General features: G+C 45.4%; 22 protein-coding genes and 2 riboswitches. Of the genes, 12 read left to right on the top strand and 10 right to left on the bottom strand.

Annotated features, from left to right (window positions below; all coding sequences use genetic code 11):
• Positions 1-103: 103 nt before the first annotated feature.
• The 6 genes from mbcS to H9630_RS08500 form a co-directional block, all read right to left on the bottom strand.
• Positions 104-1,681: an acyl-CoA synthetase MbcS gene (gene mbcS / locus H9630_RS08525; protein WP_191715061.1), complete on the bottom strand. Its 1,578-nt coding sequence runs from the start codon at positions 1,679-1,681 to the stop codon at positions 104-106.
• A 25-nt stretch (positions 1,682-1,706) separates the two neighbouring features.
• Positions 1,707-2,273 carry a YIP1 family protein gene (locus H9630_RS08520; protein ID WP_191715060.1) on the bottom strand — a complete coding sequence of 189 codons (567 nt, stop codon included), beginning with the start codon at positions 2,271-2,273 and terminating at the stop codon, positions 1,707-1,709.
• A gap of 3 nt (positions 2,274-2,276) precedes the next feature.
• Positions 2,277-3,929 (bottom strand): solute symporter family protein, encoded by a 1,653-nt coding sequence (locus tag H9630_RS08515; RefSeq protein ID WP_225218436.1) that lies wholly within the window; start codon positions 3,927-3,929, stop codon positions 2,277-2,279.
• Complete coding sequence (locus H9630_RS08510) at positions 3,930-4,199, bottom strand: hypothetical protein (RefSeq protein ID WP_191715059.1); 270 nt, start codon at positions 4,197-4,199, stop codon at positions 3,930-3,932. It abuts the gene before it with no gap.
• A gap of 425 nt (positions 4,200-4,624) precedes the next feature.
• Complete coding sequence (locus H9630_RS08505; protein WP_191715058.1) at positions 4,625-5,887, bottom strand: mechanosensitive ion channel; 1,263 nt, start codon at positions 5,885-5,887, stop codon at positions 4,625-4,627.
• A gap of 142 nt (positions 5,888-6,029) precedes the next feature.
• Positions 6,030-6,905 (bottom strand): DMT family transporter, encoded by an 876-nt coding sequence (locus tag H9630_RS08500; protein WP_191715057.1) that lies wholly within the window; start codon positions 6,903-6,905, stop codon positions 6,030-6,032.
• Positions 6,906-7,009: 104 nt separating this feature from the next.
• On the opposite strand from H9630_RS08500, the gene H9630_RS08495 reads away from it, so the two are divergent.
• Positions 7,010-7,240 (top strand): helix-turn-helix domain-containing protein, encoded by a 231-nt coding sequence (locus H9630_RS08495; protein ID WP_191715056.1) that lies wholly within the window; start codon positions 7,010-7,012, stop codon positions 7,238-7,240.
• Positions 7,241-7,303: 63 nt separating this feature from the next.
• Here the strand turns inward: H9630_RS08495 and metX are convergent, their stop codons facing one another.
• The gene (gene metX, locus H9630_RS08490) at positions 7,304-8,317 is read right to left on the bottom strand and encodes a homoserine O-acetyltransferase MetX (RefSeq protein WP_191715055.1); all 1,014 of its coding nucleotides are present in this window, start codon (positions 8,315-8,317) and stop codon (positions 7,304-7,306) included.
• A 12-nt stretch (positions 8,318-8,329) separates the two neighbouring features.
• Positions 8,330-9,622: an O-acetylhomoserine aminocarboxypropyltransferase/cysteine synthase family protein gene (locus H9630_RS08485; protein ID WP_191715054.1), complete on the bottom strand. Its 1,293-nt coding sequence runs from the start codon at positions 9,620-9,622 to the stop codon at positions 8,330-8,332.
• A gap of 100 nt (positions 9,623-9,722) precedes the next feature.
• A riboswitch (SAM riboswitch) is annotated at positions 9,723-9,839 on the bottom strand.
• A 134-nt stretch (positions 9,840-9,973) separates the two neighbouring features.
• On the opposite strand from H9630_RS08485, the gene H9630_RS08480 reads away from it, so the two are divergent.
• The 6 genes from H9630_RS08480 (at position 9,974) to pepT (ending at position 16,097) form a co-directional block, all read left to right on the top strand.
• The gene (locus H9630_RS08480) at positions 9,974-10,615 is read left to right on the top strand and encodes a glycerol-3-phosphate acyltransferase (RefSeq protein WP_191715053.1); all 642 of its coding nucleotides are present in this window, start codon (positions 9,974-9,976) and stop codon (positions 10,613-10,615) included.
• Between the two features lie 124 nt (positions 10,616-10,739).
• Positions 10,740-10,854: riboswitch (SAM riboswitch) on the top strand.
• A gap of 135 nt (positions 10,855-10,989) precedes the next feature.
• Positions 10,990-12,021 (top strand): methionine ABC transporter ATP-binding protein, encoded by a 1,032-nt coding sequence (locus tag H9630_RS08475; protein ID WP_191715052.1) that lies wholly within the window; start codon positions 10,990-10,992, stop codon positions 12,019-12,021.
• The gene (locus H9630_RS08470) at positions 12,011-12,661 is read left to right on the top strand and encodes a methionine ABC transporter permease (RefSeq protein ID WP_191715051.1); all 651 of its coding nucleotides are present in this window, start codon (positions 12,011-12,013) and stop codon (positions 12,659-12,661) included. Before H9630_RS08475 ends, H9630_RS08470 begins: the two co-directional genes overlap by 11 nt.
• A gap of 40 nt (positions 12,662-12,701) precedes the next feature.
• On the top strand, positions 12,702-13,535 hold the full coding sequence (locus tag H9630_RS08465; protein ID WP_191715050.1) for a MetQ/NlpA family ABC transporter substrate-binding protein: 834 nt from the start codon (positions 12,702-12,704) through the stop codon (positions 13,533-13,535).
• 28 nt (positions 13,536-13,563) lie between these two features.
• Complete coding sequence (locus H9630_RS08460) at positions 13,564-14,769, top strand: M20 family metallopeptidase (RefSeq protein ID WP_191715049.1); 1,206 nt, start codon at positions 13,564-13,566, stop codon at positions 14,767-14,769.
• Between the two features lie 110 nt (positions 14,770-14,879).
• Positions 14,880-16,097, top strand: a complete 1,218-nt coding sequence (gene pepT / locus H9630_RS08455) for a peptidase T (protein ID WP_191715048.1) — start codon at positions 14,880-14,882, stop codon at positions 16,095-16,097.
• A 456-nt stretch (positions 16,098-16,553) separates the two neighbouring features.
• Here pepT and H9630_RS08450 read toward each other — a convergent pair whose 3' ends face one another.
• Complete coding sequence (locus H9630_RS08450) at positions 16,554-17,573, bottom strand: STAS domain-containing protein (RefSeq protein ID WP_191715047.1); 1,020 nt, start codon at positions 17,571-17,573, stop codon at positions 16,554-16,556.
• Between the two features lie 233 nt (positions 17,574-17,806).
• Between H9630_RS08450 and H9630_RS08445 the strand changes: the two genes are divergently transcribed.
• The 3 genes from H9630_RS08445 (at position 17,807) to H9630_RS08435 (ending at position 19,579) form a co-directional block, all read left to right on the top strand.
• Positions 17,807-18,037, top strand: coding sequence for a hypothetical protein (locus H9630_RS08445; protein WP_191715046.1), 231 nt, complete (start codon positions 17,807-17,809; stop codon positions 18,035-18,037).
• A 106-nt stretch (positions 18,038-18,143) separates the two neighbouring features.
• Entirely contained in the window at positions 18,144-19,037 is an 894-nt protein-coding gene (locus H9630_RS08440; protein ID WP_191715045.1) for an EamA family transporter, read from the top strand.
• A 119-nt stretch (positions 19,038-19,156) separates the two neighbouring features.
• Positions 19,157-19,579 carry a pyridoxamine 5'-phosphate oxidase family protein gene (locus H9630_RS08435; protein ID WP_191715044.1) on the top strand — a complete coding sequence of 141 codons (423 nt, stop codon included), beginning with the start codon at positions 19,157-19,159 and terminating at the stop codon, positions 19,577-19,579.
• Positions 19,580-19,611: 32 nt separating this feature from the next.
• Here the strand turns inward: H9630_RS08435 and H9630_RS08430 are convergent, their stop codons facing one another.
• Entirely contained in the window at positions 19,612-20,046 is a 435-nt protein-coding gene (locus H9630_RS08430; protein WP_191715043.1) for an RrF2 family transcriptional regulator, read from the bottom strand.
• Positions 20,047-20,144: 98 nt separating this feature from the next.
• Here H9630_RS08430 and hmpA (H9630_RS08425) point away from each other — a divergent pair, with 98 nt between their 5' ends.
• Together hmpA (H9630_RS08425) and hmpA (H9630_RS08420) are read left to right on the top strand one after the other, a co-directional pair.
• Positions 20,145-21,329 carry an NO-inducible flavohemoprotein gene (gene hmpA, locus H9630_RS08425; protein WP_191715042.1) on the top strand — a complete coding sequence of 395 codons (1,185 nt, stop codon included), beginning with the start codon at positions 20,145-20,147 and terminating at the stop codon, positions 21,327-21,329.
• 504 nt (positions 21,330-21,833) lie between these two features.
• Positions 21,834-23,015, top strand: coding sequence for an NO-inducible flavohemoprotein (hmpA, locus tag H9630_RS08420; RefSeq protein ID WP_191715041.1), 1,182 nt, complete (start codon positions 21,834-21,836; stop codon positions 23,013-23,015).
• Positions 23,016-23,019: the final 4 nt, after the last annotated feature.

The following is a 23,019-nucleotide window of genomic DNA, read 5'->3' as shown; positions in this document are numbered from 1 at the left end:
AGCTCTTTGGGTCATAAGCCAACCCAGCTGCGCGGCAAAAAACGCCACACTGCTGGTCTGTCTTATGCCCGGCAGAGCTACATGGGCGCTTTCGCTTTTCTCATTATGCATTTAATTTGCGCAGTTCCACTCGGCGGATTTTTCCGGAAGCTGTTTTCGGCAGTTCATCCAGAAATTCAATGACACGTGGATACTTGTAAGGCGCCGTAATTTCTTTTACATGATCCTGCAGTTGCTTCGTCAAAGCGTCTTTGTCTTTAAAATTGTCCGGGTTACGGAGTACCACGTAGGCTTTGACGATATTGCCACGGATTTCATCCGGAGCTGCTACGACGGCACATTCCTGAATGGCTTCATGTTTCATCAATGCATCTTCGACTTCGAAAGGCCCGATCGTATAGCCTGAACTGATGATGATGTCATCACTTCTTCCTTCAAACCAGAAATAGCCATCTTCATCGCGCGTCGCCTGATCGCCTGTCAAATACCAATCGCCGCGGAATGCCGCTTGCGTCCGCTCGGGATCTCGGTAATATTCCCGGAACAAAGCCGGACAATCGCGATGGACCGCGATATCTCCCACTTCTCCGACAGCTGTCGGCTGTCCTTCATCATTGATGATGTCAACCGGATTGCCAGGCGTCGGTTTGCCCATCGATCCAGCTTTTACTTCCATATCTTGAAGCGTTCCAACCAGCAAGGTGTTTTCCGTCTGGCCGTAGCCGTCACGGACGTTAATATGGAATGCCTGCTGAAAAGCTTCGATGACTTGACGGTTCAATGGTTCCCCCGCAGACACTGCAGACCTTAATGCCGGCAGCTTGTATGATGCTAAATTCTCCACTTTTGCTATGATCCGGTATTCTGTCGGCGTACAGCACAGGACATTAATGTTTTCTTTTTCCAATAACTCAAGGTATTTCAAGGCATCAAACGGCCCATTGTAAACAAAGGCCGTTGCACCCAATGTAATCGTCGACAAAAATGGACTCCAAATCCACTTCTGCCAGCCTGGAGCGGCAGTTGCCCAAACCACGTCTCCACTTTGGACGCCCAGCCATTTTGTTGCTGCTGTCCGGACATGCGCATAGCCCCATCCATGGACGTGGACCACGCCTTTTGGATTGCCGGTGGTTCCGGATGTATAGGACAGGAAGGCCATATCTTCCCGGTGAGTCGGAACGGCGTCAAAATCCGGTGATTCCTTTTCTGCTAATTCCTCAAAAGACTGCCATCCTTCTTCTTTGCCCCCAACAATCAATTTATTGCTCAGTGCAGCCGCTTCTTCATCAATGGAATTGGTTTCCGCAGTGGTTTTGTAATGCGCCACGATTCCTTTTGCTCCTGAATGATGCATCCGGTAAATCAAATCCTTCTTTCGAAGCATCTCCGAGCATGGAATCGCGACAATTCCAGCACGCAGACAAGCTAAATACGTGATATATGCTTCAGGAATCCGCGGAAGGATGATCAGCATCCGATCCCCTTTTTCAATGCCCAGCTTCAGTAAAGCTTGTGCGTATTGATTCATCTTGCCGACCAGTTCTTTATAACTCAGGTCTTCACGATTGCCTTCGCTGTCCAGCCAGCGAATCGCCAACCGGTCGCTTTCTTCTTTATATTTCTCCAATTCCGAAGTGATATTGTACTGCTCCGGAGCAATTAAATCTTTGAAATCCATATGTCAGCCTCCTATCTCTTTTTCTTCATGCCGGTGGAATGATCAGGTAATAGACACTCGCTAAGAAAACAAAGGCTGCCAAGGCTGCCAGATATGCCTTTTTAGCAGTGAAACTTTGCGTGGTTTTAATGATTTTCACACATACCAGATACATCCAGACAACACCAATTGCCAACAGCACATAGACCAATGGATGGCCATTCCCGGCTTCCGCCAAGTAAGGAGCACCGAGCAAGCCAGGCAATAAAGCGACGGGAGCCGCTCTGTTGATGTCCCGCAAAAGCCCTTTTCCGCCAAGTCCCTTGGATCCTGCCCAAAGCAGCAATGCCAAGCCGATTTTCGTGATGAAAGCCATCAACAGGCCAAACAGAATGAAAATTGCCGGCACAATGAAGTTTTGCAGCAGTGCAGAATCGAAACTTGCTATGTATGAGGCATTTGACGCGATTGAAATCGCCCCATAGCCTATGCCAACGATGAGCAGCAGCAGATTGCTCACCCATTGGGTTTTCGGCAATTCTAAAAATGACCGAAAAGATGAATCATTCAAAGCAACCATTTTCCCGACCATTTTGCTCACCCTTTCTTTCATTGTCTACATCCCCCAAGGCATCAATGCCCAAATCGCAACAGCAGCAGAAACGACTACCGTAATTCCGGCACCTACCGTACTGTTATAGCGATACGACTTGATATCCTTCCATCCGTGGATGCGTTCAATCAATTCAATATCCGATTGCTTAGTCAATTTACTTTGCAGACCTGGCATACGGTTCGTGATATAAGAAACGACAATCAGCAGGATAAAGCTGATCGGCACAGCAAGCATGGCACCGGACAAGCCCATACCGTCCGTCACTCCGTGTCCCGTCAAAACGATGCTTGGAAAGACGAAGGGAGACACGATGATGTAGATGGCTCCACCAACAACAGATGCTGCAATGGCTCCGAATTTATTGGCTTCTTTCCACCAAACTCCAACGATAATCAAAGGTGCATTCGTAACCCCTGCTAAACCGAATGCCCAGAGTATACTGACGACCAGGAAAGCTGGCGGTTGGATTGCCAGCAAGATACTGACCAATCCTCCGGCAAAAATTGCGATAAAACCGATTCGCAAACTTAAACGCTGAGGAATATTCGGCTTTAAGGTAGCGATAATGTCCTGTGAAATCAAAGCACCAATGGCCAGCAAGTTTCCGCTCAATGTTGAAAGCCCAGCAGAAATCGCCCCAGCAATAACAAGTGCCGTCACCCATTCCGGGTTATAGACCAAGTTCAGGATGATCGTCAATTTATCAGCATCTCCATCTGAAATGACTAGGCCCTGAGTGGCGGTGGCATAAACACCAACGAAGCCCATGGCGTATGTGGCAGAGAAAACCAAACCTAGAATAAAGGCGAACCAGACCATCGCCGAACGCGCACTTTTCAGATTAGAAGCTGTGTAAACCCGCATCGCTAAGTGAGGAAGGCCCAAAGCTCCGATTGTCAGTGCCGGAATAATGGAGAAATACCATTTTGGTGAGAACTGGTAATCAAAGAACGTCGGCAAAGATTCGAGCATCGCTGGAACCATATCCGAATAGAACAGCGGCGGGAAATACCAGCCTGTTGCTCCCACTGCTTTCATGATGGCCCCAAGCGGCAAAATGAACATCAAGGCAATGATAACCATCTGAATCGCTGCGTTGTTTGTCGCTCCGGCCATTCCGCCGATTGTGATATAACCGACAATTATAATTCCAAAAACAAAAAGTCCGGTTAAATAAGGAATACCCAATAACGTTTCAAACGTAATGGCAATTCCGATCATCTGGCCGAGTGCATACATGATGGAAACCAAAATCATGAAAAGAGCCGCAATGATGGAAGCTGTCACTCCGTATCTGTCGCGGATAAAATGTGTAGGCGAGAAAGCGCCCATCCGGCGAAGGCTTGTCCCGTAAATAATTGTGATCAACGGTATTGCCAGAATCAGCTGAATCCACAACATGATGAATGGAACCTGGAGTTGGAGGATCAAGGCCGTAATGCCAAGGAAAGTCGCCAGACTCATGTAAGTTGCAGCCATCGCCAATCCGTTAGTAAAAGCTCCGACGTTTCCGCCGCCTGTGTAAAGATCTTTAGCAGATGAACTTTTTCGGTTGGAGACAAATCCCACGATATAGAACAATAAAAATGTTGCTCCCACGACTGCTAACCCTAAAATCGGATTGGATAATTGCCAGTTTTCTGTTTCCATCATCTACACATCCTTTACTTCGTCGGAAACTCCGAGCGCATCGTTTTCACTATCGATCTCATCATCGATGCGGTTACCGATTTTCCCAGCTACAATCGTCAAAAAGAAAACGCCGAACCATCCCATTAAGATCGGCACGATGTACATAACTGGAAAACCAAGCAACATAGCATCTACCGGGAAAATGGAAAAGACTAATCCTACGTTCCCCACTAAAATAAAGGCAGCTGTCATCCAAATGGTGAATTGGACTTCTTTTTTATACGCTTTCATCGTATCCCCCCATTTCATTTTGATTGTTCTAAGTCTCCCTACTGAGCGTTCGCTCAACTGCAGAATGCTGCTCTCCCTTCAAATATTATTTAGATAATAACTTCCTTGATTGTAACCGCTTGCATAAAAACAAGTCAACAGAATTTTTAAATTATTTAAATAACTATATCAGAAGTATTATTACTCTCCTAAAGGTCATTTCAACTCTCTTTCAAAGGCTAACAACATATGTATAAATAGCAATAAATCTGTATATTCTTGAGATATACAGATTTTTTCTGTATTTCAATATAATTTTTATTGTCTTATAAATAGTTGAATTAATTCCCATTAAATAATAAAACCGAGTAATTATGCGGAAAAGCTTTTGAGAATAAAAAAATCCCGAAGGGCAGCAATGGCCCTTCAGGGTTTTGATAATCAACTTATAGATTTGGTTTGTTGTTTTCCTTATCCATTTTGGCTTCCAGTTTCTCAAGTTGGCGCTTCGCAAATTCGCGGCCGCCAATACCGAAGGAAATGGCGAATGCTACGGCAAGCCCGGCGATGATGAACAAGAATGCCAAGTTCACAATATTGGTTGCGAAATTCAGCTGATCAAGAGTCATGAATACAGCAATGATGATAATTGCGTATTTGACAATGGCTCCAAGGAAGCGGTTGCCGGAAGCCTGCTTGATGTAATTTCCAAGCACACTGCCCCCAATCAATCCAAGGCCCAGGATAATCAGTGAACTGATAAGCAATGGCAAGTAACCGATGATTGCTTCACCGATGCCGTTCAATACATCCAACTGCAGCACATTCATCGCTTCCACTGTAAAGAAGATGATGATGATTGCCTGCACCACTTTGCCGATGATATTCGCAATATCAAAGCTTGGCGTTTTGGTTTTATCAGGATTCAAGTAAGTCGAAAAGCGGTTGATGCCTGTTCCATTCAAGAGGCTGATCAATAGATCGCCTATAAATTTAGCGATCAGGACACCTACCAAGATTAAGATGATCGCTACAAAAATATTCGGGATCATGTTCAATACTTGGTTAAGCATATTGACGATCGGCTCAGATATTGAACGAATATTCAAGGTTTCCAATGCAATCGTCAAGATAGGAATCAATACGATAACGAAAACTACATTTGCCAAAACATTGGCTAATGTCGATTTATCGCCAGTATCCATTCTCGCTGTCCCTGTCGAAGCACCACCAGTTCTGTTGGTGAATTTGTTGAACCATTTATCGATATTGATCGCTGTCAAAAGGCTGAATACCAGATTTTTAACAAACTTGGCTACAAAGTAGCCGATGACCACAATAATGATGGCCATGAACAGATTTGGCAGGAATGCCAACAATTTGTCCATCATATTCGAGATTGGCTGTGCAACATTGTTCATGTCCAGTGCCTGCAGCACGCTTGGAATAAACAAGATAAAGATGAGGTAATAAAGAATTTTCCCTATAGAATCCAGTTTGCTGTCCGCATCTTCTTTTGTTTTAGCCATATGGCCTTTCACCATAGCTCGGTCTGCCCCTGCTTTTTTTAATCCTTTCGTAAAAATGGCCCGAACGATCGTCGCTACTATCCATGCGATGAGCAGTAATAATAATGCTCCCAGAACGTTTGGAATATAATCGATGATCGTGTTGCCGACTCCTCTGAAAGAATTCCCTACATCATTCATATACTCAACTCCTTTTTGTTTTTATGTATCCTTTCTACTATCCCCTTACCGCCCTCCTGGTAAACTCCTTCTCTAGCTGATCGGCAGCCAAAAGAAAAAACCATCCTTTTAAGGATGGTTTTTAGGAACAACGAAAGGACTTCTAAGAAGCAGGAACCCCTCTTTTATCGCCAATGGTCAAAATCAATATCCCGCACAGAAGCAGCCCGACTCCCAGCCACGACAGTCCGCTCAGCACTTCTCCGACAACCGCTACCCCTAAAACAGCAGCTGTCAGTGGCTCAGCCAATGATAAAGTGACTGCAGAAGAAGAGGGAATCTGCTTTAATCCAAAAGAAAAAAGCAGATAGGATAGACTGGTTGCTCCAATCCCTAAATAGATGATCAGAGAAAAATTGAGCGGTACGGTTATGTAGCTTACATCAAACAGCAATAAAAATGGCAGCAGACAGCAAGCACTCAATGAAAAAATCACAGCGACTGCAGAAACAGTCTCCATCGCCTTGAGAACAGATTTACTTACCAGCGCATAAACTGCAAAAGAAAATCCAGCGCCCAAAGCCATAGCGATGCCCACCGGATCCACCAGTTGCTGGCCTTTATTGGCAAATAACAGCACGCAGCCGGTTAATGCCAGAAGCGTCGCACTTCCCCAGATTCGGTCAGGTTTTCGGTTTAAGGCTATCCACTCGATCAATCCTGTTAGTACAGGTGCGCTTCCGATGGTGACAACGGTGCCGATAGCAATTCCAGTCATCTGGACGGAAGAAAAAAATAAAGGTTGGAAAAGCGCCATACTGATGGCTGCAAGAATAGTGGCAGGCCATGGAATCGTCCGGACCGATAGTTTCCTGGCTACAATTACGAACAACAGTAAAGAAAAACCGCCAATTGCTAAACGAAAAGCGCCGATTGATAGCGGATGGACTGCTCCTTGAAAAAAAGACTGGGCTGTACCTGTGGTTCCCCATAAAATTGCAGCCAGCAAAACCAATAAATACGCCATATAATTCAACATCAACACCCCTATTTTTGAACTTCTTCTTCTAACATACCATGGCATCAATGGTTTGAGATAGCGGTCTTCTTCTATTATAATAAAAGAAAAGAGGAGGAGATCCCATGTATATGACAGTCCAGGAAACTGCCGCATTTTTATCCATGCCTGAAGAACAAGTCAATCGCTACGTATTGGAAGGCCGTATTCGCGCAGTCCATGATGGGGAGCAGTACATGATCAACACCTCTCAGTTCGGAACACATTTCCAACAGCTGGAACAGGCCAAGCAAGCGCTGGAGGAATGGCGAGCCACGCCGATTCCAGACGATGTGGATATCAAGGACGAGGATTAACCAAAAAAAGCACCTGATGTGGGATTGGATTCCCGCCTCAGGTGCTTTTTCATCAAATCCCGCTTAGCGTGTAAGCTCTGGCACTAATAAGCTTTTTAATTTTTCTTCGATAAAGCCGCCCCATTTTTCAAATTCCACGAGAAAACCATCATGGCCAAAATCGGTTTCAATGATCTCCCAGCTCGCATCCTTTTGCTCTTCAAGCCAAGGAACCAGCAATTCACTCGGATACAGCAAGTCATGCGTAAATGATAGAGCATAAACCGGAACATCAAGAATGGTTTCTCCGATATCGTGTGTGTTCATTGCTTTCAGCAGCAACAGGTAGCTATTGGCATCAAACCGCCCTGCCAGCTTCTTCCCTTGGTAATTCAAATAAGACTGCACATTGAATTCTTCTCCGGCTTTGCTGCGTCCGAAGCGCTGATTGAACATGCTGCCGCTGCGATAAGTGACCATTCCGGCCATTCGCGCGATTTGAAATCCCTTCAGCTGATCTGAGCTTTCATAATTCCCTTCATTGAAATCCCTATCGTTTTCAATAGCTTGAATTCCAATATGGTTAAAGGCGAGGCCATAATCGCTGTAATAAGGAGTAACAGCCAATGGGAGAATGGCATCCACAAATTCAGGGTACAATTTTCCCCACTCCAAGGTCTTCATGCCTCCGAGCGAACCGCCCAACACTCCTGCAAGATGATTGATGCCTAATTTCTTTAACGCATTATATTCTGCGCGAACCATATCACGTATCGTCAGGGTCGGGAACTTAGCACGGTATGGCTGCCCTGTTTCTGGATTAATAGACAATGGGCCTGTTGATCCGTGGCTGCCTCCCAACACGTTAAAAGTGATCACTTGAAAAACATCTGTATCCACCGGCTTGCCTGGTCCGATTAACCCTGCCCACCATCCCGGGTTTTCTTCGGATCCTATTGCATATTGATCGCCCGTCAATGCGTGGCAGACCAGCACAGTTGGAGCATTTTCATCTCCATGACGTTCGTATGCCAGCTCTACATGATTTATCGTCTTCGTTGAATCCAGGGTTAATGAGCCAATGGATACTGTCGCCATTCAAATCCCTCCTTAAACGTTTTCCAAAACTGCGGCCTGAATGGCCTGCTCCAAATCGGCGATTAAATCTTCCGGATTTTCCAAACCGACCGATAAGCGGATCAATTCTTCCGTTACACCCGACGATTTCAGCTCTTCATCATTTAACTGCTGATGTGTAGTTGAAGCCGGATGGATGATCAACGACTTGGCATCTCCTACGTTCGCAACATGGGACCAGAGAGCCACACTGTCGATTACTTTGCGGCCCGCCTGCCGTCCGCCTTTGATGCCGAAATTGACAATCGATCCGAAACCGTCATTTTTCAAGTATTTTTTAGCCAATTGATGTGATGGATGATCTTCAAATCCAAGGAAGTTGACCCATTCGATCTGCGGATGCTGCTTCAAGTAGTCTGCAACAATTTGAGCATTGCTGCTGTGTTTCGGAATACGCAGGTGCAAAGTCTCCAGTCCTTGGAGCAAGGCATGTGCACTTTCCGGGCTCAATGAAGGACCGAAGTCACGAAGCAGCTGGACACGCAGTTTTGTCGCAAATGCAGCATCCGGTACATCGATGCCATAACGCAATCCGTGATAGCTTTCATCCGGCTGTGTGTAATTCGGGAAACGTGGATTGTCCCAATTGAATTTTCCTGCATCCACCGCAACACCGCCGATGGTCGTGCCGTGTCCACCAATCCATTTTGTAGCGGAATGAATGACCACATCAGCACCGAACTCGATCGGGTTGCTGCCATATGGTGAAGCAAATGTATTGTCAATCAATAAGGGAAGCCCGTTTTCATGGGCGATTGCCGCTACTTTCTCTACATCAAAAACGTTCAGGCTCGGGTTGCCGATAATTTCTCCGAATACCGCTTTTGTTTTATCGGTGATTGCCGCTCTAAAGTTTTCAGGATTGGTTGCATCAACAAATATGGTTTTAATGCCGTAACGCGGCAACGTATTGGCGAATAAATTATAAGTGCCGCCGTACAGGTTGCTGTCCGCTACGATTTCGTCTCCTGCTTCAGCAATATTTAAAATGGAGAACGCAATTGCCGCCATTCCTGAAGATAATGCGACTGCAGCAGTCCCGCCTTCCAATAACGCCACGCGCTGTTCAAATACATCAACTGTCGGATTCATGATGCGTGAATAGATATTGCCGGTGTCTTTCAGACCGAAAAGGTCTTGTGCATGCTGCGTATCTTTAAACACATAAGAAGTGGTTTTGTAGATCGGCACCCCTCTCGATCCTGTTGTTGGATCCGCCTGTTGTCCGCCATGCAGCAATAAAGTTTCTGGTTTTAAGTTTGTCATTTTCTATTCCCCCTAATTTTTTTATTCATGAAAATCACCGAAGAGGACAGCAAAAAGCCCCCTTCGCTAAGAAGAGGGCCGTAAATTACGGAGTTGCCTCCTCTCATCTGTCAGAACCTATCGTTCGGTTCTGTAGGAATTAGCACCTTTCCAGACATGGTCGTCTGTTGGTTGCCGGGCATCACAGGGCCTATCCCTCCGCCACTCTTGATAAGAGTTATTAAATTTAGTTTTTAGTCTTGTTGAGAAGTATAAAAATTTTAACAAGGTTTGTCAACCCTATTAGTCAAAAAATTTTGAAACCTTGTTTCTTCCCAAACGTTATCTTCTAGTATAGAAGGAGGAATGAATATGCTTGGATGGGTTCTGCTGTTGTTTATCGCAGGCTATGGAATCGGTTGTTTGCACGGTTCCCTCGCAGCACAATTTTTATCTGGGGTGAATGTCAAAAAAGAAGGCGTCAAAAATTCCGGTGCTTCCAATGCCGCCATCGTGCTGGGTTGGAAATACGGTTTGCTGGTTGCTTTGATCGATATTATTAAAGGCTTTGCCGCTGTCGCAGCTTGTCGTTTTCTGCTGGAAAAGGGTGCCTTTTCCCCCGAAATCATTTGGACTTTTCTATTTATAATAGGTGCTGGTGTCGTATTCGGCCATAATTTCCCATTCTATATGAACTTCAATGGCGGCAAAGGCACGGCTTCGGTGATCGGTGTCATGCTGGCACTGGACTGGAAGCTCGGGCTGGTTGGCCTGGCACTGCTCATCGGTGTTTCGCTTGCGACCAATTATTTGGTCATTGGTGTACTGGTCCTTTACGCAGTCTATTTTGTTATCGCTTTCGGTCCTGCCGTCGGACCATGGCCATTGCTGACAGCTTGTGCTTTATTTGCTATGGCCATATGGAAACATAGCGAAAATATTATTCGAATAAAAAATGGAGAAGAGAAGAAAGTTTCCTCCATATTCAAAAAGAAACCAACAAAACCAGTCTGAAAGCGGTTCCAAACTCGTTATTCTCTTCATTTCAAAGATTGTGAAATAAATATCAATAATTCCCTTGACTTTTTTGTTATTTCACCATAAAGTAAGAACCACGAATCGAATAGCATACATCACTTTCTTATCAAGAGAAACCGAGGGACAGGCCCTAAGACGTTTCGGCAGCAGATTTGTTTAAAAGCAAAAACTGTGCCAACTCCTGCAGATGCTCTAAAGCATTTGGAAGATGAGAATTAGATGGTTTCAACAGGAGCCCTCTTTTTTCTTATGGATGAGAAAAAAGAGGGCTCCTTTTCCATTTTCTCAGAAGAATGTGAGACACCGTCGATTTAATAAGATCCATTACAGCATGAGGAGGTTCAATCACCATGATTCAATTCGAAGGCGTCTCCAAGACCTACCAATCCGGGAAACAAGAAATCCATGCCTTGAACGGGATTGATTTGACCGTCGAAACCGGCGAGATTTACGGAGTCATCGGCTTTAGCGGAGCCGGAAAGAGTTCATTGATCCGCACCGTGAACCTGCTTGAACGTCCTTCTGCAGGACGCGTCTTAATCCAAGGGAAAGACATTTCCACTCTATCCAGCAAAGAAATCCGAACCATCCGTAAGGACATCGGCATGATTTTCCAGCATTTCAATCTGTTGAGTTCAAAAACGGTTTACCATAATGTCGCGATGCCATTGCTGCTCGCTAAGACACCGAAAAATGAAATTGATGAACAAGTGAAGCAACTGCTGGACTTTGTCGGACTGGCCGATCAGGCACAAAAATATCCCGACCAGCTGTCAGGCGGACAAAAGCAACGCATCGGCATTGCCCGAGCGCTTGCAACCAACCCTTCCGTTCTGTTATGCGATGAGGCAACATCAGCGCTCGACCCCCAAACGACCAAGTCGATTTTGGACCTATTGCGCAAAATCAATAAAGAATACAACATCACCATCCTGCTCATTACTCATGAGATGGGAGTTATCCGGGAAATTTGCGATAAAGTGGCTGTGCTTGAAGCAGGAAAAGTGATCGAACAAGGCAGCGTCTTCGACATTTTCTCAAATCCGCAGCAGCCGACCACCCAACGGTTTGTCCGTTCTGTCATGAACGATGAACTTCCGGAAACCCTGCTTGCGCAAATCCGCAATGCCCAAAGCGATAACGCGATCTATCGACTGCAGTTTACAGGAAATTCCGTCGGCCAACCGTTCATGTCCCGTGTCTCGCGTGAATTTAAAGTTGACTTGAACGTGCTGTTCGGCAACATCACCGAGTTGCAAGGTGTTCCATACGGCAACTTGATCGTCGAATTTGCCGGCGAACCTAGCGAAATCCAATTGGCTTTGTCCTCTATCCGGAAAAGCAATATTGATATAGAGGAGGTCAATGATTATGTCCGTTAACTACGATCAGATTTTAGAAGCTTTATGGGAAACCATTTACATGACCGGCGCGGCATTCGGCTTTTCCCTATTGATCGGCTTCCCGCTTGGCATCCTGCTGGTGGTCACCCGCAAAGGCCATCTGCTGGAAAATGAACCGGTTTCCAAAGTATTGAATATCGTCATCAACATATTCCGCTCAGTTCCATTCATCATCTTGATGGTTGCCATCATTCCGTTGACTCGCCTGATCGTCGGCACGTCCATCGGAACTGCAGCCGCCATCGTCCCACTGGTCTTTTACGCAGGACCTTATATTGCAAGACTTATCGAAAACTCCTTGTTGGAAGTCGATAAAGGAGTAATTGAAGCAGCACAGGCCATGGGAGCCACGCCGATGCAGATCATTTTCCGCTTCCTCATTCCTGAAGCTTTGAGTTCACTGGTTCTGGCCTTGACCATTGCGATTGTCGGCCTGATCGGAGCGTCCGCAATGGCAGGCGCTATCGGGGGCGGAGGCCTTGGCGATTTGGCCATCACTTACGGTTACCAACGATTCGATACGCTTGTGATGTTCATCACCGTCGCAATTCTCGTCGTACTCGTACAAGGCGTCCAATCGCTCGGCAATGTATTATCACGAACTGTCAGACGCAATTAAAAAATAAATATAACCTAGAAAAAAACTGGAGGAATTACTCATGAAAAAAATTACAGCATCCGCATTATTGGCAGTTTCAGCTTTGGTCTTGGCAGCTTGCGGAGACGACAGCAGTTCAGAAGGAAACACGAAAGTGACGCTTGGCATCAGCGGTTCCGATACTACTATCTGGGATTACATTGCTGATAAGGCAGAAAAAGAAGGAATCGATTTGGAGATTCAAACCTTTTCTGATTATGTCGCGCCGAACCTGGCACTTGCCGAAGGCGAACTTGATTTGAATGCATTCCAAACTATTTCTTACTTTGATGAATTCGTCACAGAACACGATATCGACATTGTTCCGATCGGTTCTACGGTAATTGCGCCTATGGGCCTGTATTCCGATAAATATGAGTCGATTGATGAAATTCCTGAAGGCTCCCAAATCGCAATGCCGAACGAAGCCACCAATATGGGCCGTGCCCTGTTGCTGCTTGATGAAGCGGGATTGATCACGCTTTCTGAAGATGCCGGCCTTACCGGAACAGCAGAAGATATCATCGACAATCCAAAAAACATTGAAATCATGCCGATGGTTTCCGGCCATACCCCTCGTGCTTTGCCGGATGTCGCAGGATCGGTCATCAATAATGGTGTCGCAGTTGATGCCGGCTTGAATCCGACAGAAGATCCGATTGCCGGTGAAAGTGATACAGCTACCCCTTATATCAACTTGATTGCCGCAAATGCGGAAGATGCCGATAATGAAGCTTACTTGAAAATCGTTGAATTGTATCAGCAAGAAGACACAGCTGATTTCATCATCGAACATACAAAAGGCGCTCAGATTCCGACTGTCGTGACAGTTGATGAACTGGTCGATTACCAATAAAACAAAACCTAACTTAGGAGGAGCTCCAATGACACTTATCAAGGAAGCAGCCCAATCCATTTCCCAGTCCATCGATTCCAAGAGCGAGATTTACATTGAAACAAGCCAAGCGATCCACGCAAACCCGGAAATCGGCAACCAAGAGATTTTCGCCAGTTCGTTATTGATTAAACGGCTTGAAGACGCTGGATTTAATGTCGATAAAAGTGTCGCCGGGCATTACACTGCTTTTTTTGCCAGCAAGGAAAGCACACTTCCCGGTCCGACAATTGCTTATCTTGCCGAATATGATGCACTTCCTGGAATTGGCCACGCCTGCGGCCACAATATCATTGGAACAACCAGCGTTGCTGCGGCTATCGCACTCGCAGAAACCTTAGAGTCAACCGGCGGCCGTGTGGTTGTTCTTGGAACTCCTGCAGAAGAAGGCGGACCAAACGGCAGCGCCAAAGGCAGTTTTGTCAAACACGGCCTGCTCGAAGGCATTGATGTTGCTTTGATGCTCCATCCTTCCGGAAATTCGGCTGTCACAGGCCCTTCTCTTGCAGTCGATCCCTTGGAATTCCATTTTTACGGCAAACCAGCTCATGCAGCAGGCTCGCCTGAAGAAGGCATCAATGCGTTGGATGCAGTGCTGCAATTGTTCAACAGCATCAATGCATTGCGTCAACAATTGCCTTCTGACGCTCGGGTTCACGGAATCATCACCCATGGCGGCGATGCACCGAACATCATTCCGGAATACGCGGCTGCCCGTTTCTATATCCGCGGAGATTCCTGGAAGAAAACATCGGATACAGCCCGCAAGATCCGGGCGATTGCAGAAGGCGCTGCTCTGGCAACCGGTACGACCGTGAAAATCGAACGGTTCCAGAATGAAGTACGTGATTTGGTCATCACCCCTGCTTTGGATGCAGTTGTCCGCAGCGAACTCGAAGCACAAGGCGAGACGGTGGCAGATTCCCGCATTTCCGGCCTTGGTTCCACCGATGCCGGCAATATCAGCTATGAAGTCCCCACTGCCCATGGCTATATCAAAATCGGCCCTGAAAGTTTGATTGCCCACACCGAAGATTTCCGTGAAGCCGCTAAATCTGAGGATGGCGACAGAGCTTTGATCAAAGGCGCTAAAGCATTGGCCCATACCGGCTATCGCCTTCTGACAGAAACTGTTCTTCTGGATCAGGTGAAAGCTGCACATGCCGAAGCCGTGAAAGCAAAACAAGAGAAGTAATGGAGCGATGTCCTGAAGGGGCATCGTTTTTTTATTTGTGTCCAGAGTTTTCATCATTTTCCTGCTTCATGCTAAAATATGATTAGCACTTAATTTAGGAGGAATTTTACATGTTGGAAACCTTGATCGAACGGCTGGTCCGTTATGCAAAAATTGATACACAATCTGATTTCAATAGCGAATCCACCCCTTCTACCGCAGGGCAATGGGACCTGCTTCATGAACTGGAAAAGGAAATGAAAACAATCGGACTTACGGACGTCGGCATGGATGAAGCCGGGTATCTGTTCGGTACACTGCCTGCCAATACAGATCGGGAAATTCCGGTCATCGGTTTCCTGGCACATGTTGATACCGCAACAGACTTTACCGGAAAAAACGTCAACCCTCAACGCATCGACAATTATGACGGCCAAGATATCCCGTTGAACGACAGCATTGCGATGACAGTATCGGATTTTCCGGCGCTTAAAAATTACGTCGGCCATACTTTGATTACCACAGACGCGACAACTCTTCTCGGTGCTGACAATAAAGCCGGGGTTGCTGAAATCATGACCGCTATGGAATATTTGAATGCCCATCCTGAAATTGAACACGGAACCATCCGTGTTGCTTTTACACCTGATGAGGAAATTGGACGCGGCCCCCATAAATTTGATGTGGAGCGCTTTGATGCTAAGTACGCTTACACCATGGACGGCGGTCCTCTTGGCGAATTACAGTACGAAAGCTTTAATGCCGCAAGCGGCAAGTTGATTGTCCAAGGCAAAAGCGTCCATCCGGGATCTGCAAAAAACAAAATGGTGAATGCCCAAACAGTCGCCATTCAATTCCAAGAGGAAATGCCGAAAAAGGAAGTTCCTGAATTGACCGAGAACTATGAAGGATTCATTCACTTGAACAACTTTATCGGCAATGTGGAAACAGCGGAATTGACTTACATCATCCGTGATTTCGACAAAGAAAAATTTGAAGACAAAAAACGGCATATGCAGGCAGTTGCCGAAAAACTCCAGCAGCAATACGGGGAAGAGGCTGTGCGTTTGGAAATCGAAGATCAATACTATAATATGCGTGAAAAAATCGAACCGGTCATGGAAATCGTCGATAATGCAGAACGTGCAATGACGGCATTGGGCATCAAACCGGATATTGTGCCTGTACGCGGCGGTACAGATGGCTCACAATTGTCCTACATGGGTCTTCCCACTCCGAACATTTTCACAGGTGGAGAGAACTATCATGGGAAATACGAATTCATTTCTGCTGAAAACATGGAAAAAGCAACGCAGGTCATCATTGAAATCGTGAAATCCGCTAAATAAAAACAGCATCAAAAGGGCGTATTGGACTGGATCCCATACGCCTTTTTTGATTTAGTTTTGTTTTTCTAAACTCCAACGCACAGTTGTTTGAACCATAACCCAACCTGGTCATGCTCCGCAGAGCTACACGGGCGCTTCCGCTTTTCTTTGTCCAGCTTCATCGGCCAACTCCTCGGGACATAAGCTGTTTTGGCTGTGCGGCTGAAAACACGCCGCTTCGCCAATCCATCTTATGCCTGTCGGAGCTAAGCGGCCGAATCAGCTTTTCTTTATTGTCCAGCTCCAGCGCCTAGAACCTTGGGGTCTTAAGTCCGCTTGCCTGTGCGGCTGAAAACATGCCGCTTCGGCAAACTGCCTTAAGCCTGTCGGGGGTCCGCAGGATGCGGATCATATAAGCGTCGCGACAGGAAGTCGCGCATTTAGCTTACGTTCCCCAAACAGGCGCTTCCGCTTTTCTTAGATAATACTTCTTCCGTTTTGCGCCAGTGCGTAATGAATGCCGTGCTGCAAGGTTTGGAAACAGTTGAATTTCGACAGATCGATGGCCGACTCTGTAATGGTCATGCTCATCTTCGCTGAAATCCCTACCAATACCGTTTGTGTCCCGATCATGGCTGCTGTCAATCCGAGTTTTTCAATCAGCATCGCAGCAGGCTGCGTAAAATTGTTGTTTAATCCGGTAAGGTCCAATATTAAATACTTGGCTTTATGCGTCGGCAGGTTCTGCAAGGTTTTCACCAACAGCTCTTCTGCCCGCGCTTCATCATAACTGCCCAATAACGGAACCACTACAATGTCTTCAAGAACCGGGATGAGCGGGGATGAAATCTCTTTGATCATTTCATTTAGTTCCCGCGTTTTTTCATCCACCAATCGTTCCAGCTCATTGATTTTTTCCGCTTCTTTCAGACGGGACAGATGATGGATGTTCTTTTCAATCGTCTCTTCCGAAGGGAAATACTGAATAACGCTTTCTTCAAAACCGTCCAATTGATGATGGACAACTTTATACCAAATATTCTGTTTGAACAATGAGGAGAAAATACCTGCATAATGGGCAGGCAGGAAACTGCCTCCTTGCTCTTTCCTTTGCGCGATGTTAATGGTGTGCTCCCAACTGTTTTTCAGATGCACTTCAAGTGTCTGGGTTTCTTCGTTAAGTTCTTTAATTTCCGCTAATCCCCATCCTGCAGATGCATATGTATTGGTGATCAGGCCTGCAGCCTCTTCTATAGAAACGCCTTTCATGCCCTGGAAATATTCTCCCACTACAAGCCCTTGGCGAAATCCAGTTGATTCCAGTACGACGTTTGCCGCGTCTTTCCCTGAAATCTCTTCTATGGAATCAAAAAACATTTTCATGGCTGATGCAGTCCAAAAAAGAACAGATTCCTGTCCTTCAAATAAGAAACGGCCTTCAGCCAAATCCCATTCAAAATTCAAGCCGCCTACTGTTATTGCTGGTTTTATATCCATTTTGAAGCCCCTTTCGTTCATTGGTTCTATTTTACCACATTGGTTATATAGCTTATGGCCATCATGCTATTTTTTAATCTTTCCTTAAATTTTCTTTCCAATCCAGATAAATATTCTACTAGATATCCATACTTGCTCATACAGTAATACAGGAAACGCCAATAAGCTTCATGTTTTAAAAAATTTCTTTAAAGGAATACAGAGAATAACACTAAAAGGAAGAGGTGCTTTACATGTCAGACAAAAAACCATTCGATCAGGAAGACCGCAAAACAAGAGACGGTGCTTCTATGGATAATCCAGAACAGTCAAAAACAGATAAAAAAAGCCTTTCCGAAATGCATGAAGAGGAAATGAATGTCGATACCATTCCGATTGAAGATTTAAAACAGGAACAGCAGGAAGAAAAAAATCCGCGTGCCACGAAGAATAATTCTTCCAGCGAAGAGAAGTTTCCTGAGTAATCAATATGAATTTTCGTAAAAGTGAATGCTTTCAAAAAAGACCGCTGAGGCTATGCTCAGCGGTCTTTTTATGCTATGCTTCTCATTTGAACAGGAGTGAATGAAGATGAAAAACTGGATTTATCCACTTATGGTAGTCATAGCAGCAAGCTGCTACGGTGTGCTTTCGACCATTATCAAAGTGGCTATGAAAAATGGATTTACTGCTGCAGAAGCAGTAACCGCTCAATACTTTATAGGGTTCGTTTTAGCGGCTCTTTTATTTTTTATTACCCAACGCAAAATGCCCAGAATTAAAGGATGGAAGATTTTGGTTCTGTCAGGCAGTTTTACAGCTGCTACCGGGATGGTCTATGCGCATTCGCTTAACTACCTGCCGGCTTCACTTGCTGTAGTCCTGTTGTTCCAATTTACTTGGATCGGCATGTTCCTCGATTGCATTGTCCATCGCAGATGGCTGAAACGGACAGAAGTCATTTCATTGATCTTTTTATTTGCCGGCACCTTATTGGCAGCCGGCATTATCGGAACCGACTTGAGCGGCATTCCTTGGCAAGGATGGGCTTGGGGAATGGCTGCGGCTTTTTGTTTTTCAGCGTTCATGTTTGTCAACGGCAAGCAGATCGAAGGCATGGATACGTCAGCCCGCCTTTTTTACGTATCACTCTTTGCAGCAATCGTTGTCGGCCTGTTCCAAACACCTGAGATCGTTTGGAACGGGCAATTGTTCAATGAGGGCCTATGGGTTTACGGATTGTTGCTCGGATTTTTCGGTATCATCATGCCCATCTATTTCTTTTCCGTCGCGGTGCCGCACGTCGGCTCAGGAATTGCTTCCATATTGAGCGCCATGGAACTGCCGGTCGCTGTAATCGCATCGGTTCTTATCCTTAACGAAGTGCTATCACCTCTTCAAATTGTTGGGATTTTCATTATCTTAATCGGCATGGTGCTGCCAAGTGTATTTAATCGGACGCCCAAAATAGTCGAACAGATTTAAGCCTGCTGCATAGCAGGCTTTTTTTCATGCTTTTTTATTCCGTCTGCCGTAATTGGCTTTATGTTTAGTTCGGACTTAAAAAGGAATAGATAAGTACAAAGACAAAAGGAGTGGTATGGATGAATCAGGAAGACGTAAAAAAAGCAGCATTAAAGATTTTAGAGGACAGTTACATCGGTACTTTAGCAACAATTAAAGGAAACAAACCCCATTCTCGCTATATGACTTTTTTTAACGATGATTTCACACTCTATACGGCAACAAGTAAAAAGACACAAAAAGTAGATGAACTGGAAGCGAATCCGCATGCCCATATTCTTTTAGGCTATGACGGCGAAGGGGTCGGCGATACCTTCCTGGAAATCGAAGGCAGCATGTCCCTGAACGACGATCGCGAAATGATCGACAAAGTATGGAATGAGCATCTGGAAGGCTGGTTTGAAGGGCCCGACGATCCAAACTTGATTATTTTAGCCATCAAACCTGACCGTGTCCGTTTAATGAATAAAAAAGGACAAGAGCCGCAAGTGCTGGAATTGTAAATAAAAAACGGCTCAATTGTTTGAGCCGTTTTTTATGTTTGAAGAATTTCTCGAAGCCCTTCTTTGTTGAATAACAGATCTTCGAGTGTATATTCATCTAGGACACTCAGATAAGCGTGAAGAGCTTTGCCCAGAACACCGCGCAGACCGCAAATCGGCGAAATCGGGCAGCGGTTAGTCGCTGAATCAAAACATTCCACCAAATTGAAATCGTCTTCCATTCGCCTCACTACAGTTCCAACATTGATGTTTTGTGGAAGGTCGGCAAGGCGGATGCCGCCCCCTCTTCCTCTGACCGTCTGAATAAAACCGGCTTTGCCCAGTTCAAAGGTAACTTTCGTTAGATGGTTTTTTGATATATTATATGCTTCAGAAATTTCCTGTATCGTCGTCAGTTTATCTGGTTCCTTGGTGCCTAAATAAATCAAAACGCGTAATGAGAAGTCTGTATACATGGTCAATCTCATTCTTTTCACCTCTTCTGCATGTTCATTATAACGGCTTTTCAAGAAGTCTCAAAGTAATTGAACCTAATAGAATCTATCTGGAAAAGGAGTAGATCATTATGCTATCAGAAGAAACCCGCACAATTGTTAAATCCACTGTCCCCGTACTGGAGGAACATGGAGTAGCAATTACGACAAGGTTCTACAAGAACCTTTTTGAAGCCCATCCTGAATTGCTGAATATCTTTAACCATGCCAATCAAGCACAAGGCCGTCAGCAGACAGCACTGGCCAAAGCTGTTTATGCAGCTGCTGTCCATATCGATAACCTGGAAGAAATTCTTCCGGCAGTTGTCCAGATTGCCCATAAACATGTTTCTCTCGGTGTCTTGCCCGAACATTATCCAATTGTTGGTGAGTATTTGCTGAAAGCGATGAAGGAAGTTTTGGGTGATGCTGCAACTGATGAAATCATTGATGCTTGGGCAGAAGCTTACGGCGCCATTGCTGATGCTTTTATCGGTGTTGAAAAAGAGATGTATCAGCAAACCGCGGAACAGGAAAACGGTTGGAATTTCTTCAAGGATTTTATTGTCGCCCGGAAAGTGAAGGAAAGCGAAGTCATTACTTCCTTCTATTTGAAACCGGCTGACGGATCCAATGTGCCCCCTTACACACCCGGCCAATACATTTCTGTGCGGTTGGCGATGCCTGGTGAAGAATTTTTAGTGATTCGCCAGTACAGCCTTTCACAAGCACCAAAGCCGGATGAATTCCGTATTTCCGTTAAACGCGAAAACGACAACGATCCGAATGGAGTTGTCTCCAACTACTTGCACAACAGCATCAACGAGGGCGATCGCATTGAAGTGAGTGCACCTGCCGGCGTCTTCGTCCTCGATGCGACGAAGACATCACCCGTTGCATTTATCAGTGGTGGTGTAGGGATTACACCAATGATGAGTATGTTCGAAACTGTGGCAAATTCGACGCCTGCACGTCCAACCACGTTCCTTCATGGCGCACGGAATCCATTGCAGCAAGCATTTGATGACGATATCCAAGCATATGCCATGATGATGGACGATGCCCGTTACAAAACCGTCTACTCTGATGAGCCAAATGGTTTTATTACCCGGGAAATGCTCGAGGAATACGTCGATCCGGCAAGTGACGTCTATGTCTGCGGACCGGCGCCATTCATGGAAATCATGATTCGGGAACTGCACGGCATGGGCATTCCGGAAGAGCAGATCCATTATGAGTTCTTCGGCCCTGCAATGGATTTGAATACTAATAGTTAATGAAGATTCAGTGGCCTGGCTTATGCTGGGCTTTTTTTGTGTTTTCCAGAGGCTGAAGTTATTTCATAAAGTATTTCAATCGTTATGGAAAGTATTTTAATGCAATTAGAAAGTATTTCTGCCCAAATAGAAAGTATTTTTGGGAAATCGGAAAGTATAGCCAATAAATAGAAACGTCCAATCCTTTTATGTAATTAAATATGAACAAATTCCTCTTCTCTCTTATGCCCGTCAAATCTACACGGGCGCTTTCGCTTTTCTTATTGTCTAGCTCCAGCGCCCAGATTCCTAGGGTCATAAATCAACCCAGCTGCGTGGCAAAGAGCGCCACACTGCCGGTCTGCCTTATGTCCGTCAAATCTACACGGGCGCTTCCACTTTTCCATGTTGTGACTTTTCTGTGAAGTTAAATGTGTCTAAATTTTAAAGATGTATTTTAAATATATCTTTAAAAAGGATATGGGCGTATAGTCAAGATATAGAAAACAAAAGGAGAGATTGAGCATGTTATCACAAGAGACAAGAACAATCATTAAATCCACAGTACCGGTATTGGAACAGCACGGAACAGCAATCACGACTGTATTCTACAAAAATATGTTTGAAGCGCATCCTGAACTTTTAAATATCTTTAATCACGCTAACCAGAAAAAAGGGCGTCAACAGGCTGCATTGGCAAACACGGTTTATGCCGCAGCCGTCCATATCGACAATTTGGAAGCCATTCTTCCAGCAGTTGTGCAAATCGCCAACAAACACGTAAGTTTAGGAATAAAACCTGAACATTATCCAATCGTCGGTGAATATTTGTTGAAAGCGATCAAAGAAGTATTGGGAGATGCCGCAACTGATGACATCATCAATGCCTGGGCAGAGGCTTACGGCGTCATCGCAGATGCCTTTATCGGCGTTGAAAAAGACATGTATGAGAAAATGGAAACGCAAGAAAACGGCTGGAGCTTCTTTAAAGAGTTCACTATTGTCCGCAAAGAGAAAGAAAGTGAAAACATCACTTCTTTCTATTTGAAGCCAGCTGATGGAAAAAATGTTCCGGTTTATCAGCCAGGCCAATACATCTCTGTCCGCATGTCCATTCCGGGTGAAGAGTATTTGTTCAACCGCCAGTACAGCCTTTCGCAAGCTGCACGGGAAGATGAGTTCCGCATTTCCGTGAAACGCGATGCGGACAACGATCCGAATGGCCGTGTATCCGTCTATCTCCACGACGAATTGAATGTCGGCGATCGCTTTGAAGTCAGCGCGCCTGCTGGAGAATTCGTCCTTGATACTAAAAAAGATACGCCGGTAGCATTTGTCAGCGGCGGTGTCGGCATCACACCGATGATGAGCATGTTCGAAACTGTGGCTACATTGACTCCCGAGCGTCCAACTGCTTTCCTTCATGCAGCGCGCAATGAAACCTTGCATGCTTTCGATAAAGATATCCAAAAATACGTTGCAGCTATGGATAATGCGAGCTATAAAACGCTTTATTCCGATCAGCCCCAAGGCTATATTACACGAGCGCTATTAGAAGAATATGTCGACATCACAGGCGATGTCTATGTATGCGGGCCGGTACCTTTCATGGAAGCCATGATCCAAGAACTTCGGGCACTTGGCATGAAAGAAGAACAGATCCACTTTGAATTCTTCGGTCCAGCCGTTGCTCTTCAAACAGCATAATTCA

The organism is Planococcus wigleyi (assembly GCF_014836985.1).
GTDB lineage: Bacteria > Bacillota > Bacilli > Bacillales_A > Planococcaceae > Planococcus > Planococcus notacanthi.
Note: the sequence above shows the minus strand (reverse complement) of the source record. Positions and strands in the feature narration are given on the sequence as shown.